Origin of the sequence: Roseateles amylovorans (assembly GCF_025398155.2) — a bacterium.
GTDB classification, from domain to species: Bacteria; Pseudomonadota; Gammaproteobacteria; order Burkholderiales; family Burkholderiaceae_C; genus Roseateles; species Roseateles amylovorans.
In genome coordinates, this window is sequence record NZ_CP104562.2 from 1,043,251 (window position 1) to 1,059,471 (window position 16,221).

14 protein-coding genes are annotated in these 16,221 nt (G+C 68.1%); 8 read left to right on the forward strand and 6 right to left on the reverse strand.

Annotated elements, in window-relative coordinates:
- Positions 1-50: 50 nt before the first annotated feature.
- Positions 51-320 (reverse strand): hypothetical protein, encoded by a 270-nt coding sequence (locus tag N4261_RS04540; RefSeq protein WP_261759028.1) that lies wholly within the window; start codon positions 318-320, stop codon positions 51-53.
- 170 nt (positions 321-490) lie between these two features.
- Here N4261_RS04540 and N4261_RS04545 point away from each other — a divergent pair, with 170 nt between their 5' ends.
- The 4 genes from N4261_RS04545 (at position 491) to N4261_RS04560 (ending at position 3,417) form a co-directional block, all read left to right on the forward strand.
- On the forward strand, positions 491-940 hold the full coding sequence (locus N4261_RS04545; protein ID WP_261759029.1) for a hypothetical protein: 450 nt from the start codon (positions 491-493) through the stop codon (positions 938-940).
- Positions 937-1,611: a cell division protein FtsI gene (locus N4261_RS04550; RefSeq protein WP_261759030.1), complete on the forward strand. Its 675-nt coding sequence runs from the start codon at positions 937-939 to the stop codon at positions 1,609-1,611. Before N4261_RS04545 ends, N4261_RS04550 begins: the two co-directional genes overlap by 4 nt.
- 110 nt (positions 1,612-1,721) lie before the next feature.
- On the forward strand, positions 1,722-2,492 hold the full coding sequence (locus N4261_RS04555; protein ID WP_261759031.1) for a flagellar basal body L-ring protein FlgH: 771 nt from the start codon (positions 1,722-1,724) through the stop codon (positions 2,490-2,492).
- 178 nt (positions 2,493-2,670) lie between these two features.
- A complete protein-coding gene (locus N4261_RS04560) occupies positions 2,671-3,417 on the forward strand; it encodes a Crp/Fnr family transcriptional regulator (protein ID WP_261759032.1) in 747 nt (248 codons plus the stop codon).
- A gap of 154 nt (positions 3,418-3,571) precedes the next feature.
- Here the strand turns inward: N4261_RS04560 and N4261_RS04565 are convergent, their stop codons facing one another.
- From N4261_RS04565 to N4261_RS04585, 5 genes are all read right to left on the reverse strand, one after another.
- Positions 3,572-4,117 (reverse strand): cysteine hydrolase family protein, encoded by a 546-nt coding sequence (locus N4261_RS04565; RefSeq protein ID WP_261759033.1) that lies wholly within the window; start codon positions 4,115-4,117, stop codon positions 3,572-3,574.
- Positions 4,118-4,244: 127 nt separating this feature from the next.
- Complete coding sequence (locus N4261_RS04570; RefSeq protein WP_261759034.1) at positions 4,245-7,376, reverse strand: TonB-dependent receptor; 3,132 nt, start codon at positions 7,374-7,376, stop codon at positions 4,245-4,247.
- A gap of 228 nt (positions 7,377-7,604) precedes the next feature.
- On the reverse strand, positions 7,605-8,465 hold the full coding sequence (locus N4261_RS04575) for a hypothetical protein (protein ID WP_261759035.1): 861 nt from the start codon (positions 8,463-8,465) through the stop codon (positions 7,605-7,607).
- A gap of 59 nt (positions 8,466-8,524) precedes the next feature.
- Positions 8,525-8,896, reverse strand: coding sequence for a hypothetical protein (locus tag N4261_RS04580; protein ID WP_261759036.1), 372 nt, complete (start codon positions 8,894-8,896; stop codon positions 8,525-8,527).
- 197 nt (positions 8,897-9,093) lie between these two features.
- Positions 9,094-9,843: a YoaK family protein gene (locus N4261_RS04585; protein WP_261759037.1), complete on the reverse strand. Its 750-nt coding sequence runs from the start codon at positions 9,841-9,843 to the stop codon at positions 9,094-9,096.
- Between the two features lie 904 nt (positions 9,844-10,747).
- Between N4261_RS04585 and N4261_RS04590 the strand changes: the two genes are divergently transcribed.
- The 4 genes from N4261_RS04590 to fdhD all read left to right on the forward strand — a co-directional run bounded on the left by N4261_RS04590 (position 10,748) and on the right by fdhD (position 16,221).
- Positions 10,748-12,421 carry an OFA family MFS transporter gene (locus N4261_RS04590; RefSeq protein WP_261759038.1) on the forward strand — a complete coding sequence of 558 codons (1,674 nt, stop codon included), beginning with the start codon at positions 10,748-10,750 and terminating at the stop codon, positions 12,419-12,421.
- Positions 12,422-12,576: 155 nt separating this feature from the next.
- On the forward strand, positions 12,577-14,937 hold the full coding sequence (locus N4261_RS04595; RefSeq protein ID WP_261759039.1) for an FdhF/YdeP family oxidoreductase: 2,361 nt from the start codon (positions 12,577-12,579) through the stop codon (positions 14,935-14,937).
- A 19-nt stretch (positions 14,938-14,956) separates the two neighbouring features.
- Positions 14,957-15,394 carry a hypothetical protein gene (locus N4261_RS04600; RefSeq protein WP_261759040.1) on the forward strand — a complete coding sequence of 146 codons (438 nt, stop codon included), beginning with the start codon at positions 14,957-14,959 and terminating at the stop codon, positions 15,392-15,394.
- On the forward strand, positions 15,391-16,221 hold the full coding sequence (gene fdhD, locus N4261_RS04605; RefSeq protein ID WP_261759041.1) for a formate dehydrogenase accessory sulfurtransferase FdhD: 831 nt from the start codon (positions 15,391-15,393) through the stop codon (positions 16,219-16,221). Before N4261_RS04600 ends, fdhD begins: the two co-directional genes overlap by 4 nt.

A 16,221-nucleotide genomic window follows, 5' to 3' on the forward strand; every position in this document is an offset into this window, starting at 1 on the left:
TTCGGTGAACCACATCACCCAGGCGGCTGGGATCGCGCCGGATCCCTGCGTTATCGAGCCTTGTCCAGGCTCAAGTTTGCGAAGAATCCGTTCACACCCTTGAACGAGAGCTTCGCCATGCAAGTCCACGCCGCTTCCAAGTCGGCCCACGGCGCTGCCGCCGTGCCCGCCAGCACCTCCGCGCGCACCGCGCCCTCCGCCCCGCCGGCGGGCGACTTCTCCAAACTGTTGAAGAACGCCCAGGCCAGCGCCCCGGCCGCCCCGGCCGCCCCGGCGGGTGGGTCTTCCGCTGCCGCGTCGACGGGCGTTCGGTCCGGCATGGCGGCATCGGCGGCCCCTGCGTCAGGGCGGTCTGCGCCTTCCGCGCCATCTGCGCCTTTCGCTGCTTCCGCACCCGCCGCTGCGATCGCAGGGGGCTCCCCGGCGACGACCACCGACACCCTGTCGCTGGCCGCCCGCCTTTGATCGACCGATCGCGGAGGCCCGCACGATGAATCGCATTTCCGCAACATCGGACACCGGCGTATCGACCGATGCCGGCCGCTCGGCCGCCGCAGGCGGTGCCGCATCGGCAGCCGCGCCGCCGACGCCGCGCGCGTCGTCACCCGAAGTTGGGCTGACGATCGGCCTGCCGGTGCTCGGCGTCACCGCCACCTTCAGTCCGCAAAGCCTGGTCGCCCTGGCCGAATCCACCGCCGATGTGGTGGGCGACGCGGTCGGCGAGATGTCCGATGCGGGCGCGGACGTGCTGCACGGGCTGTCGAAGGCGGCCGGCCGGGTGGCGCAAGGCGTGGGCGACGGCACCCAGGCGGTGGCCACCGGCCTGTCCGACCTGGGCGGGCAACTGGTGGATGGCGCCGTCAATGTGGTCGCCACCGTGGCCGGTTACGGCGTCCTCGGCGCGCTGGCGGGCGGCGCCATCCTGGATGAATTGGCATGAGCGAGCGGCCTGCCCCGCCCGCCTGGAGCGCCGCGTCGGAGCAGGGCGGCGGCGTCCGGGCTCTGTCCGCCCAGGAGCCCACGCCGATGCGGCGCAGGCGCGGAGGGCAAGGCCTGACCGCGTCGCCCCACCCGTGGACGCTGGGGCTGGTCCTGCCGCTGATGGCCGCACTGCTGGGCGGCTGTTCGGTGCTCAGCCCCTTGCCGGCATGGGAGCTGGTCAAGGCCACGGGCACGGCCACTTCCGCCGCGATCGCCACCGCCGCGCCGGCCAAGGCCAGTCACACGGTGCATCACGGCGATGCGCCGGTGCGCGACCTTTGCATTGAATACAACCGCAACGCGCCGCTGGAGGATCTGGTGCCGGCGCTGCAGGCGGAGCTGCGCGGTCAGGGCGTCGAGAGCCGGGTCTATGAGCCGGGGACCGGCCTGCAGCAATGCGGCGTCTGGCTGCGGTATGTGGCCACCATCGAATGGGGCGTGCCGCCGATGGCGAGCGGCTATCGGCCCAACCTGAGCGCCGCCGCCTTGAGCCTGCATCGGGCCGACGGCACCTTGATGGCCACCAGCAGTTATCAGATCGACCAGAACCTGGGTCTGGCCCGATGGGCGCCAACCCGCCACAAGATCGCACCGGTGGTGAAAGCCTTGATCACCGGCTTCGAGAGTTGAGCGAACGACCGCAGACCGCAGGCGCCGCTCGGGCGTTCATCAGGACCTCCGACGCACCCGGAACCACCGGAACGCGACCTGCGGCCGACATCACTTCAGGGAGAGAGAGCATGTTCACCATCGATCCGTGTGATCCACATGATCGCCCCACGGCGCGACACCCGACCCCGGGCGCCCGCACGACGGTGGTCGCCCGCTGCACGTCAACCGCGTTGGCGGCGCTGGCCTCGCTGATGCTGGCCGCTTGCGCCAGTGCGCCCACGCCCACGGTGCCGGGGCCGATGGTGGTGACGCCGCCGCAGGCCCCGATGTATCTGGAGCGTCCCAACAACGGCGCCATCTATCAGGCCAGCATGGCCACCACCTCGCTGTTCTCCGGTGAGCGCCGCCCCAGCGCGATCGGCGACACGATGAAGGTGGACATCGACGACTCGATCAAGGCGCGCCAGAAGCAGACCACCGACACCAGCCGCGACAACAAGCTGTCGGTCAAGGGGCCGGGCGGGCGAAGCAGTGTGGGCATCGTCGACCGGCTGCTCAATGCGGATGCGTCCGCAGCGGGCAGCGACTCGTTCAAGGGCTCCGGCACCACCGAGACCGAGAACAGCTTCGTCACCCAGGTCGCGGTCAGCGTGATCAATGTGATGCCGAACGGCCATTTGCTGGTGGCCGGCGAGCGCAATGTGGGTCTGAACAAGGGCGTCAGCACGCTGCGCTTCTCCGGCATCGTCAATCCGCGCGACATCCGGCCCGGCAACGTGGTGTCGTCCCGCGATGTGGTCAATGCCAGCCTGGAGAGCGTGGCACAGGGCGATGTGTCGGAGGCGTCGTCCCGCACCTGGCTGCAGCGGGTGCTCGCGCGCAGCCTGTCGATCTGGTGAGCCGGCATCGGCACGCAGGACCGGCCTGGCGCGTCAAGCCTCATTTGGGGCGGCAGGCACCGGCCTTATCCAGCGATCGCTGACGCCTGTCCGCTTCTATAACCAACCCTCGCCGCACTGCATCCGCGCCTGGACGTGGAGGGCGGAGCACTGGCGGCGACCATCATCACCACACCCCATGAGTTCAAGAGGGAAGCGAGCAACGCCCATCGATGGCGCCGCGGATCACTGGCTGTCGGACGGCCAGGTGCGGACCTATCGCCGCGGGCAGACGATCATCTCCGCCGGCAGCCCGCTGGCGGAATGGATTGCCATCAGCGGCGGTGCGGCGTTCCTGGCCGCCCCGGTGGCGGCGGACACCCGCGTGGCGGTGGCCGCCTTGTGGCTGGGCGATGTGATCGGCGCGGATTCCCCGCTGGGCAAGCTCGCGGCGCGTTATGACGTCACCGCCCTGGTCGATGTGACCACGCTGCACATCCCGCTGACCCGGGTGCGCGACCGGGATGCACTCCAACGCAGTGCCGAGACCGGCGAGCTCTATGCGGCCACCGCGTCCCGCTTGCAGGATCAGATCACCATGCGCCTGGCCGGCAATGGCCTGCAGCGGCTGGTCAGTGTGCTGGCCACTCTGGCCACCGCGCTCACCAGCACCGCGCCGGCCGGCGGGGCGACGAACAGCCTGGCGCTGCCGGTGTCGCAAGCGTGCATCGGTCAGCTGTCGGGCCTGTCGCGGCGACAGACCTGGATTTACCTGGGGCAGCTGGCCGAACGGGGCTGGAGCCGAACCGCCCGCACCAAGGTCACGCTGGACGGGCTCAACGCCTGGCTGGTGCTGATGGCCGAGGTCGAGACCCGCGGCCTTGAATGCATTGCGACGCTGGATCAGTGCGATGAGACCTTGTCGCGCCTTGCGGCATTGAAGTGACGTCCGCGATGCGCATGGTGGTTTGGCATGACGGGCAGTGAGTGCGCGGGGTCGGACGACATGGTCGCCATGGCCGACATGGCCGCCATCGCCGAGATTGCCGAGATTGCCGACATGACCCTGCGCCTCGCGGATGCCTTCGATCCCCCAACGATCACCGTGGATCGAAATGGATCTCCGCCGCCGGCTTCGCGCTCATCGCGGGGCCGAAGCTGTGGAGATGGCGCAGGATCAAGGTGTGATGGTCCCTGATCTGCGGCGCCGTCAGCTCACCGTTGGCGATGGTGGAATGGCCGTCTTCGACCAGCGTCACCCCGAAGCCGAGCGACAGCGCACGACGGGTCGTTGTATCGACGCAGAAGTCGCTTTGCAGGCCGCAGATCACCAGGTGATCGACACCCAAGGCCTGCAGCGTGGCGCTCAGCTCGGTGCGATGGAATCCGTCGGGTGCGGTCTTGCGAACGCGAGGGTCCTCGGGGCGTGCGGCCAGACGCGCATCGAGCTGCCAGCCGTCGTTGCCGTGGGTCAGGAGGCCCGAGTCGGCTTCCTCATGCTGGACGAAGATCACCGGCGTGCCGGTGTCGCGAGCTCGCGCGATCAAGCCGTTGATGCGCCCGATCACGGCGTCGATGTCATGGCACGCGTATTCGCCTACGCACAGCGCCTGCTGGACGTCGATGATGAGCAAGGCAGTCGTCATGGCACCTGTGTCCCCACTTGAAAGGAGTGGGCCAGCATAGCGCCACCACCGTGCGGCCGGCCACTCGTCATGGGCCCCGGATGCGAATGCCCACGCCACTGCCGATGCAAATGCCAATGCCAATGCCTCAGAACTTGTAGTTCATCACCACCCGCAATGCGCGGTTGTCCCCTCGGGCGCTGTTGGGCTTGTCGAGGTTGAGGTTGTCGCCGCCCAGGCGGTTGGCGGGTTGCCCGGCTGCCGGGGCGGTGCCCACCCAGTCGTCGAACCCGTTGAAGTTGTCCGCGCCGAACAGGTTCAGTACATCCAGCCGCAGCCCCACGCGGTGGATGCCGTAGCGGAACTCCTTGCCCAGGCTGATGTCCACCTGCCGGTAGCTGGGCGAGTCGCTCGACTGCAGCACGCAGGCGTCCGCGCCTTGGACACAGTTGGTGAGCCGGCGGATGAAGCCGCTGGCGTAGGTGGCCTTGGCCGAGAAGCTCATGCCCCAGGGCAGCAGCTTGTCGGTCATGAAGGCGCCCACCAGGCGGTGGCGGTCCACCAGCGTGCTCGGATTCCAGCCGCGGCCGGGGCGGCCGTAGGTCCAGTCGAAAATGTCGTTGGTCCACTCGCGGTTGGTGGTCTTGGGCTCGCTGTAGGTGTAGGCCAGCGTGGCCGTCCAGCCGGTGGCTTCGTTGTACGGCCGCTCGGCTTTCAGGAAGACGGCATCGGTGCGCGAGCGGCCGATGGCATCACCCAGCACCAACTGACCATAGCCATTCGGGCCGCCCCACAGCGGATCGACGGCGCTCTGGGTGCCGAAGCCGCCGTTGGGATCGCGGTTGCCGCTGAACCAGGCGAACTGGTTCTTCTCCTCCACCCGGCTGAGGGCGATCTCGCCGTTCCAGGTGGGCGAGAGCGCCTGCCGCAGACCGATGCTGAACTGGTCGGCATAGGGCATCTTCAGATCGTTGCGAATCAGCCAGATCTCGCCGTTCGCCGGCTGGTTCTTCTGCAGCTCGTCGAGCGCATGGTTGGCCATCGTCCGGTCATAGCTGCGACCGTAGCCGCCGAACACCACCGTGGCGCGGTTGCCGAGGACGTCGTAGGAGAAGCCGACCCGTGGCGCAAAGGCGTTCTTGAACGCCTGCCGTGATTGACCGCTGCTGATGTACTGGCTGATGTCGATGCCGCCCTTGGCCAGCGACTGGGCATAGGTCTGACCCGCGGCGGGGGCGATGCCGAATCGGGTCACGTCCGCGGCGAACAGCGCAGCCACGCGGTCGGTGGGCGTGGCATAGCCGTTGTTGAGCATGTTGTCTTCATAGTCCCAACGCAGGCCCAGGTTGAGTTCGAGCTTCGCGCTGAGGCTCCAGTCGTCCTGCAGGTACAGGCCCCACTGGCGGTTCTTGAAGTTGGCCACCGAGGGCGCTACGGCGCGACGGATGTTGCACTGGTCGCTGGTGCTGCCGTTGTTGGAGATGTTGGTGCCCAGGCAGTTGGCGCCATCCCAGTAGGGCAGGCCGGTGCTGCGGTCGATCAGCACATCGACGATGTCCACCGCGTTGGCCGTGCCGCTCAGGTCGTAGCGCATGTCCTTCATCTTCACGCCGCCCTTGATGACATGACGATCAAAGCCGGTGTAGCTCAGTTCCTCTGACAGGAACATGCCGCGCTGCTTGCGCTTTTGCGCATCGGGCGAGCCGCCGTCCAGGATCACGTCCTGGGAGCTTGCCAAGGCCTGCGGCACGGCGGTGGACACCTTGTAGCGGACGAAGGCCGTGTCCGAGGCCGACGCGGGATTCCATTCGTAGTCCTCATAGCCGACCCGGGCTTCGCTGAGCCAGTCGTCGCGGGTCCATTCGTGCTTGAGGTCGATCCGGGTCTCGTCGTTCTGGCGTTCCTTGTCATTGCCGGGCAGCGAGAGGTTGCGGTCTTCGGCGATGCGGTCGGTCTCGCGTCGCAGGCGGGCGGTGAAGGTCAGGCGATGGGCGTCATCGAGCTGCGCATCGAGCTTGCCGAACAGCAGATCCTCATCGAAGGGATCGACCTGGTTGCCGCGCCGCCCACGCAGCGCCGGGACGATGCCGGCGTCCGGCAGCTTCTCGAAGTTCTGGCCAGCGATCTGGCGGGAATCCTCGATGCGTTTGCCGTCATAGGCGAAGAAGAAGTGCAGACGGTCCTTGACGATCGGCCCGCCGATGCTGCCGCCGTACTCGTATTTCTGCGAGCTCGGACGCGACACGCCCTGGGCCTCGCGCTCCTTTTCCAGCGCATTCATCGCCCGCCAGTTGGTGCCGGTGCGGTCCCCATACACCTCGCCGTGCAGCTCGTTGGTGCCGGACTTGGTGACTGCGGTGATGGCCGCACTGCTGACCTGATCGAACTCGGCCTTGTAGTTCTGGGTCAGCACCTTGTACTGCGCAATGGCCGACTGCGGAAACGGATTGCCGCGCGAGTTGTCCTGGCCGCTGAGCCCGCCGCGCAGGATGTTGTTCTTCTGGCCGACCCCGTCGATGAACACATTCACATGGTCGCTGTTCTGAGCGCCGGACTGCAGGCGGCTCACGCCGCTGGCATCGCTGGAGAAGGACACGCCCGGCGCCAGATCGGCCGCGCTGAGGAAGTTGCGGGTGCTCTGCGGCAGCGCCTCGATCATCTTCTGCGACACGGTGGTGCCCACCTGCGGATCACGCACGCCCTGTCGGATGGACGAACCGGCGACGGTGACCGTGCCCAGTTGCACCACCGTCGCGCCGTCCGCCGCAGCGGCATCGGTGGCGGTCGAGGGGCCCGCCTCCAGGTCGTGGGAGGCGATCTCGCCGACGGCCAGGGTGATCTGATCAGTCTTGATCACCGCGCCGGCGGCGTTGGCCAGCCGCAACTCGTAGCTGCCCGGCGCCAGACCGACCAGCAGGTAGCGCCCATCCGGCTGCGTGCGCGCCCGGTAGGTCGTGCCATTGGCACGGTTGACGGCGAGCACGGACAGCCCGGCGCCTGGCGGTTGTGCCGTGGGCGACGTCGTGGCCGCTGCCGGCACGGTGATCTGGCCGCGCACGGTGGCGGTACTGACCTGGGCCTGGACCGGGTCGGAGGCGAGGCCCAGGGCGATCGCGCTCACGGCGCTCACCGCGCCCGCGGCGCCCAAAGCGCCGGCCGCTCTCAGCGCCAGTTGGGTGGTGGTGGCGGCCAGACGTGGCGCGGCGCCGGCGGACCTCAGCGCCTGAGCCAGCCCGTGGGTGATGGCAGACGGTCGAAAGCGGGGCGTGGCGGGGGGCATGCAAGGTCTCCTGTGTTCATTGCTTGTCGTGGCGACAGCAATTCACGATCCAGGGGACAGCCGGCAGCAAGGACCACGGGGGGCGCCGCGCATCGGCGCTTGTTGCGTTGGACGGCCGCGATCGCCGTAGGCATCAGCGAAAACGCGAGCCGAAGCTCGCGTGCGGGGCGTGACACCACTGCAAGAAAGCGGTCGTCAACGAGGCGTGAGTTTTTGAAACCGTGTGGCTCAGGTCGCCTGACCGGCCTTGGCACGCCGCATCTGATCGGCGAAAACCGTCTCGACGGTTTTCTTCTCCGGCAGCACATACACGATGCCGCCGCGCTTGCCGAGGATCGGCCAGAGCTGGTTCTCGAAGAACTTCACCGGCATGTTGATGCAGCCGTAGCTGATCCGGTTGTCCTTGGGCGAGGGCGTAGCCAGACGCTCCAAACGCCGTTCGGCCGGGTTGGTGACCCGCACCCGGTGCATGGACACCGCGGCGTCGTAATCCACCCAGAGCACGTCTTCGTGCAGGGCGTTCTTGCCCGGCTGGGCGATAAAGCGTCCTGCGGGCGTGGTGCGTTCGGAGGGGCGTACCTCGGCGATCGGACGCAGCCCGATGCCCGCAACGCTGTCATCCCCGGAGGCGTAGCCCAGCAGCACCGGCGTCGAGCCGGCGAGCTTGCCATCGGGGTAGAAGACGAACACCTGCGCCTGACGCTTGTCCAGGATCGCGAATGGGCGTCCGCCGTGATCGAAGCCCGCCATGACCCATTGGGCCAATTGGCGCGCTTGCAGAGAGGCTTTGGTCTTTCCGAAATCGGCCGTGCCGGACCGCGGCACTGGCGCGGGGGCTTGGACGACCGGGCGGACCGGTGAAGAGGAGGCGACGACAGCCGGCGGCGTATGGCGCACCTGCTTCATCACATAAGTGGCGACCGGCCAGGCGAGCAGCGCGGCCACCACGCCTAGACCCAATCCCTGGAGCGCCCACCCGGCGCGTTCGCGCAGGGGACTGGCCGGCGTGGCCGGCGTCATCGGCGTCACCGGAGACGCCGCCTCATCGGGCGGGTCGCCGGTTTCGTAACCGCTGGAAGCGCGCAACATGGGCGGTGCTCAGGGTGGGTGGGGGACAAGTCGATCCGAATCAGATCGGCTCAGGCCGATCAGTTCCGGTCGGCGCGCGGGGCCGGGGTGCCGGCGCTGGTCGGCTCGGTCGGCAGCGGATCCTGCTGGCTGGTCGGGTTCTGGTTCTGCCACTGGTCGGCCGGCTGTTGGGCTTGGGTCGACTGGGTGGACTGAGCCTCCGACTGCATCTGCGACTGCGGTGCTGCGTTGTTGGCCGCAGGGTCGTTCGCCGGCATGCTCTGCTCAGCCGGGGCGACCTGGTCGGTCGTCTGAGCCGGTTGCTGCTGCTGCATGGCGGGGGTCTGGGTGGTGTCGGTCGGGTTTTCCACCTGGGCATAAGCCAGGCCCAGCACGCTGGCGAAAGCGGTCAGGGCGACGGCGCCGGTCACAAGGGATTTGGTCGCGTTCATCAGTCTCTCCTTGATTGCTTGAAGGGCTAGGCCGATCGGCGAGATCGGTTAGGGACAACTGTGAACCCGGCAGCGTGTCCCAGGCGTGAGGCGATGCCGCTAGCGCGTGTAGGACAACCGGACGATTGCATGAGGAGCCATCCAGGACCTCTCCGGTGACTGCCGCGCGCAGTCTTTGAGCCTTCTGCAGCTCGACTCTAGGCCGCAATCCCGCGTCGCGCCAGGAAAAGTACCGCCAGGGCGGCGGGAAGCAGGGCAATGAAGCCAAATTGCACATAACCGAGCGCGCCGAGGATCGCGCCGGCCCCGAAGGAGGCAATCGGCCAGGCCAGCTTGGCCACGCGGCCGCGCACTTCCGGGTTGCGATGGCCCAGCAGGAAATCCGTCAGCTCCAGCACCAACTGGGTGACATTGCCGGTCATGACGGTGTGCGGCGTCAGCTTCGACAGCAGCAGGCGACCGGTGCCGTTCTGCAGGCCCATGGCCGCCGCGCCCAGCAGGCCGGCCGCGATCGGCCACGGCGCATCGGTGCCGCGGATGGGATGCCCCACCATGCCCGCCGCCATGAAGCCCAGCAGCAAGACCGCCTGGACCAGCAGCAGGGTGCGCAGGGCGGGTCGGCCCTGGCACTCCCGCCACAGGGCGATCACCCGAGAGGCCGCGACCGCCAGCACGAAGGCCGGGAAAGCCAGGAACTTCAACAGCACGCCATGGCCCGGCCGGACCAGCTCCGCACCGATCAGCACGAAGTTGCCGGTCACATGGGCGGTGAACAGGCCGAACAGCGCGACGAAGCCCAGGGTGTCCACATAGCCGGCGATGGCGGCCAGCAGCGTGGCGGCCCAGCCAGAGGACATCGGCGCGGCGCCGTGGGCGCCAGAGGCCGCGTGCGTGGCGCTCGGTTCAGTCGGGGGCGGGGGCGCGGTGCGCTGAGGGTGGGTCGTCATGGCAGGACTTCGGTGGATCAGAAGACGGGGGGGCGGGTGGCGATGCCGGATCCGAGAGGCGGCATCGGCGCGGCCAGGATGGGAGGAATTCGAATCGTCAGGGCCGGCGCGTGGCTTGTCCTGCCCCATCCGGGACAGCCGGCACCGCGGATGGCGCCCGTCGCACGATCGTTTCCGGCGCTCGGGGGTGTTCGATCGCGCTTGGAAACGAGGTGTCGGCCTTCGTGCTCGGTCAAGCCTGCATTCGCCAGGGACGGCGGCTGAGCGGCCCAAGCGCCGGTGTTCAAGCCACAACGCCATGCCAACGGGGCGCGAATGCGACCTTTATCAGGCCGCCGGGACCGCCTCATCGACCCGATCGATGGGCCGGGCTCGAGCCGATGGGCAGGTCGATGTTCATCTCTGGTGCGATGTTCGTGCACGAGCTTTCGCTCGGATGTGCGATGGCATCGCGATTTCGCTGCGGTAGGGCCTCGCAGGCATGGCGGTGACGCCCGCTTGACGTGCCTGTGCCCAGCACCGGTGCAGGGCGCGAAACGCCCTTTGGTGCGTCTCCCGGTCCGGGTGGCGCCCCGGTCAGACCGCTGGTCCTGCATGACACAACCAAACGTCGGTTTCGTGCGATAGATGTCCGAACGGCGGGTGGGGTTGTGAGTGTTTGTCAATGACTTGCGTCAATATGGCGACTGTTGCGATGGGATGTTCTCAATCTTTTCCGGTTGTAACCGGTGAGCGAGTCCTCACGCCCTCGTGAAGCCGCCTTGAACTGCTGGTGGTTACACGCATGCCGTGGCGGAAATCTGTCCGCAAGATCGCAAACGTCCGGTGGCAGGAGGAGGGTCCTGACTGCCGGATGACGTCCATAAATGCCGCGTGGCGGCTCAATTTCTTTTCAGGAGAACCCATGTCCTCAGTGCTGAACGACCCGTCGGCGGCCGCCCCCGGCGGATCGAGCTGGCTGGCCAAGGAGCGCACGATTGCCGCTCCCGGCTTCAACCGCTGGCTGGTGCCGCCGAGTGCGCTCGCCATCCATCTGTGCATCGGCATGGCCTATGGCTTCTCGGTGTTCTGGCTGCCGCTGTCCAAGATGATGCAGACCGCCGGTACCGGCGCGGCCTGCGGCAAGGACGTCGGCTTCTTTGCCCAGCTGTTCACCACCGCGTGTGACTGGAATGTCGCCACCCTCGGCTGGATGTACACCCTGTTCTTCGTGTTCCTGGGCTGCTCGGCTGCCATCTGGGGCGGTTGGCTGGAACGCGCCGGTCCGCGCAAGGCGGGCCTGGTGAGCGCGGTGTGCTGGTGCGGCGGCATGCTGCTGTCGGCCCTGGGCATTCACACCCATCAGTTCTGGATGATGATCCTGGGCTCGGGCGTGATCGGCGGCATCGGCCTGGGCCTGGGCTATATCTCGCCGGTCTCCACGCTGATCAAGTGGTTCCCGGACCGCCGCGGCATGGCCACCGGCATGGCCATCATGGGCTTCGGCGGCGGCGCGATGATCGGCTCGCCGCTGGCGGTGGAGCTGATGAAGCACTTCGCCACCCCGACCGACGCCGGCGTGATGCAGACCTTCGTCGTGATGGCGCTGGTGTACTTCGTGTTCATGGTTGCCGGTGCGATGGGTTACCGCGTGCCGCCGACCGGCTGGAAGCCCGAAGGCTGGACGCCGCCGGTGGCCCAGGCCACCAACACCATGATCACGCAGCGCCATGTGCACGTGAAGAAGGTGTGGGGCATTCCCCAGTTCTGGCTGGTGTGGATCGTGTTGTGCATGAACGTGTCGGCCGGCATCGGCGTGATCGGCATGGCCAGCCCGATGCTGCAGGAAATCTTCGGCGGCAAGCTGATCGGTCTTGAACTGCCGTTCAGTGAGCTGGACAAGGGCCAACTGGCCGCGATCGCCGCCATCGCCGGTGGCTTCACCGCGCTGCTGAGCCTGTTCAACATCGGTGGCCGCTTCGTCTGGGCCTCGGCGTCGGACAAGCTGGGCCGCAAGCTGACCTACACCGTGTTCTTCGTGCTGGGCGGCCTGCTGTATGCCAGCCTGCCGAGCAGCGCGGCCGCCGGCCACAAGCTGGCCTTCGTGGGCGCGGTCTGCATCATCTTGTCGATGTACGGCGGCGGCTTCGCCACCGTGCCGGCCTACCTGGGCGACCTGTTCGGCACCCAGATGGTGGGCGCGATCCACGGCCGTCTGCTGACCGCCTGGGCCACCGCCGGCATCCTCGGCCCGATCGTCGTGAACTACATGCGCGACTACCAGCTGGGCCTGGGCATCCCCAAGGACCAGGTCTACAACCAGACCATGTACATCCTGGTGGGCCTGCTGGTGATCGGCCTGATCGCCAACCTGATGATCCGCCCCGTGGCCGACAAGCACTTCATGACCGACGCCGAACTGGCCGTCGAGAAGAAGCTGGCCAGCGAGAAGGCCGCCGCCAATGAAGTGGGCAGCGGCCCGGGTGCCGGCAAGGCCACCCCGGTGGCGCTGGTCGCACTGGCCTGGGCGGCGGTGAGCATCCCTCTGGCTTGGGGGATTTACCGCACGCTGCTCAGCGCGGCGAAGTTCTTCAGCTGATACTTGCGACCGCCCGGCGTGCCGGCAGACCCCGAGAGCCGTCTCGATGTCTGCCGGAGGCGCCCGGCGACGGGCCGGCGGCGTGCCGGCCCGCTACCCCCTCGGGGGGCGTTGAACGGGCCTGAAAGGGCCCGTTCGAACTGGGGGTAACTCTCATGACCGAACAAAAGATTCATTTCTACAAGGGACCGGCCGGCGGCTGGGGCGCGCTCAAGAGCGTGGCCCGGCATCTGCAGCAGCAGGGCATCGCCGTGAAGGGCGCCAAGACACTGCTGTCGGCCAACCAGCCGGACGGCTTCGACTGCCCCGGCTGCGCCTGGCCCGACCGCGACCATCGCTCCACCTTCGAGTTCTGCGAGAACGGCGCCAAGGCCGTCGCCGCCGAGGCCACCGCGCACCGCGCCACGCCCGAGGTGCTGGGCGCGCACACGGTGAGCTGGCTCGCCGAGCAGTCCGATTTCTATCTCGAGAACCTGGGCCGGATCACCGAGCCGCTGGTCTACGACGCCACCACCGATCGCTACAAGCCGATCGCCTGGGACGCCGCCTTCGACCTGATCGCCGCCAAGCTCAATGCGCTGGCGACGCCGGACGAAGCGATCTTCTACACCTCCGGACGTGCCAGCAACGAGGCCGCGTTCCTGTACCAGCTGTTCGTGCGCGAGTTCGGCACCAATAACTTCCCCGACTGCTCCAACATGTGCCATGAGCCGAGCGGCCAAGGCCTGAAGCCGACCATCGGCATCGGCAAGGGCACGGTCACGCTGCACGACTTCGAGCAGGCGGATGCGATCTTCGTGTTCGGCCAGAACCCGGGCACCAACCATCCCCGCATGCTGGGCGAGCTGCGCGAAGCCTCCAAGCGCGGCGCCAAGATCGTCAGCTTCAACCCGCTGCGCGAGCGCGGCCTGGAGCGCTTCGCCGATCCGCAGAACAAGCTGGAAATGGCCACCCTGGGTAGCACGCCCATCTCGACGCATTACTTCCAGGTCCGCATCGGCGGTGACATGGCGGTGATGAAGGCGCTGTGCAAGCGTGTCTTCGAGCTCGACGACGCCGCCGTGGCCGCCGGCCAGCCCCGCGTGCTGGATCTGGACTTCATCGCCGAGCACACCGCCGGCTATGAGGAATTCGCCGCCAGCATCCGCGCCGAGTCGTGGGCGGCGCTGGAGACCGAATCCGGCCTGTCGCAGGCGCAGCTGTTCGCCGCCGGCGATCTGTATGCGCAGGCCAAGAGCGTCATCATCTGCTGGGGCATGGGCATCACCCAGCATCAACACTCGGTGGCGACCATCCAGCACATCGCGGCGCTGCTGATGCTGCGCGGCAACCTGGGCCGTCCCGGTGCCGGTGCCTGCCCGGTGCGCGGCCATTCCAATGTGCAGGGCGACCGCACGATGGGCATCTACGAGAAGCCCGCGCCTGCGTTCCTGGACCGCCTCGGCAAGGTCTTCGGTTTCGAGCCGCCGCGGGCCAACGGCTACGGCACGGTCGAAGCCATCCAGGCGATGCTGGACGGCAAGGGCAAGGTCTTCTTCGCCCTGGGCGGCAACTTCGCCTCGGCCACGCCCGACACGGTGGCCACCTGGAAGGCGCTGCAGACGGCCGAGCTGACGGTGCATGTCACCACCAAGTTCAACCGCAGCCATGTCATCCATGGCAAGGAAGCGCTGGTCCTGCCCTGCCTGGGCCGCACCGAGATCGACATGCAGGCCGCCGGCCCGCAGGGCGTGACGGTGGAGGACTCGATGAGCATGGTCCACCTGTCCAGCGGCATGAATGCCCCGGCCTCGGCGCATCTGATGTCCGAGCCGGCGATCGTCGCCCGCCTGGCCGCCGCCACCCTCAAGCACAGCAAGACACCGTGGCTGTGGCTGGTGGAGGACTACGCCCGCATCCGCGACAAGATCGAGGAAGTCTTCGACGACTTCAAGGGCTTCAACGAGAAGATCAAGCAGCCCGGCGGCTTCCGCCTGCGCAACACCGCGTCCGAGCGGGTCTGGGCCACGCCCACTGGCAAGGCCAACTTCATTGCGCACCGACTGCCGACCGACACGCCCTTCCACCTGGCGCAGGAGCGGGCCCGCGAGCACAAGACCGTCGTCTTCAACCTGGCCACCGTGCGCTCGCACGACCAGTACAACACGACGATCTACGGCATGGACGACCGCTACCGCGGCGTCTGGGGCCATCGCCGCGTGGTCTTCATCCATCGCGAGGACCTGAAGGCGATCGGCATGAAGGCCGGCCAGTGGGTCGACATCACCAGCGTCTACAGCGACGGTGACACCCGCCGGGCGGAGAAGTTCGTGCTGATCGAGTACGACATCCCGCGCGGCTGCCTGGCCAGCTACTTCCCGGAGACGAATGCGCTGGTGCCGCTGTCGAGCGTGTCCATCGGTGCGGGCACGCCCACGTCGAAGTCGATTCCGGTGGTGCTGACCCTGCGTCCGCAGGATGAGCCGCTGCCGCAGGAGCAGGCCCGCGCCGTCGCCGACGCGGACGCCACCGCCTGAGCGCGACAGGCCGGCTGCCGTGGACCGATTCCTCGATCCAGCGCGGGAAACGGCGCCGAAACCGGTGCTGAAACCGGCGCCGAAACCGACGCTGGGACCAGCCCTCACTTCGGAGGCCGATGTCTCCGAGGTGCCGGACCATGCGGCCGGCGATGGCGAGGCCGTCGAGGATCCGGTCGAAGCGCAGGCCCGGGCGGCGTTGCAGGCCCTGGCCGAACTGGACGGCGGCAAGGGCGTGTCCCTGCCCCGTCTGGCCAAGCGCACCGGCCTGCGGGTCAGCGTGCTGCTGCGCCTCTACACCTTGATGAGCGAGGCCCGGGTGGGTGACCAGGTCGGGCCTGGCTGGGTCCGCCTGACGGTGGACGAGGACGGCGGCCGCTGGCTCGCCCACCTCACACCTGCCGGTCGTGGGGAGCCGGAACCCGACCTGCCGCCGACCCCGACACAGACGCCATGAACCCCACCTGCCCGACCTCCCCCTTCGACACTGAGGCCCCGTTGCCGTCGGCCCTGGTCACGGTGCGCCCCACCCGTCTGGGCGGCCCGGCGCGCGAGGACGAGGAATGGGTGGCCGAAGAGGTGCCGGTGGCGCTGGAGTACAACGGCCTGTCGCAGGCGGTGATGCTGGCCACGCCGCTGGACCTGGAGGACTTCGCGCTCGGCTTCTCACTCAGCGAGGGCCTGATCGCCACCCCGGCGGACCTGTTGGATATCGAGATCCAGACCCGCCCCAACGGCGTGGCCCTGCAACTGCGGGTGACCGCGCGCTGCGAGCTGCTGCTCAAGGAGCGCCGGCGCAGCATGGCCGGGCGCACCGGCTGCGGGCTGTGCGGGACCGACAACCTGGATCAGGTCTTCCGTCCACCGGCTCAACCGGTGCCTGCGCTGCCGGTGGATCGATCCCAGCTGATTCCGGTGCTGTCACGCGCGATGCGTGAATTGGCCGAGGCCCAACCCCTGCAGCAACGCAGCGGCGGCATCCATGCGGCGGCCTGGTGCGGGCCGGATGGCGCGGTGCGCCTGGTCCGTGAAGACGTGGGGCGCCACAACGCCCTCGACAAGCTGATCGGCGCCCTGGCCCGGGCGGGAACGGACACCGCTGCGGGCTTCGCGGCGGTCACCAGCCGGGCCAGTTTCGAGATGGTGCAGAAGGCCGCGGGTGCGGGCATGCCGATGCTGGCTGCCGTCTCCGCACCGACACATCTGGCGATCCGCACCGCACAGGCCTGCGGCCTGACGCTGGCGGGCTTCGTGCGTGAAGGTCGGGCCACACTCTATTCGTGA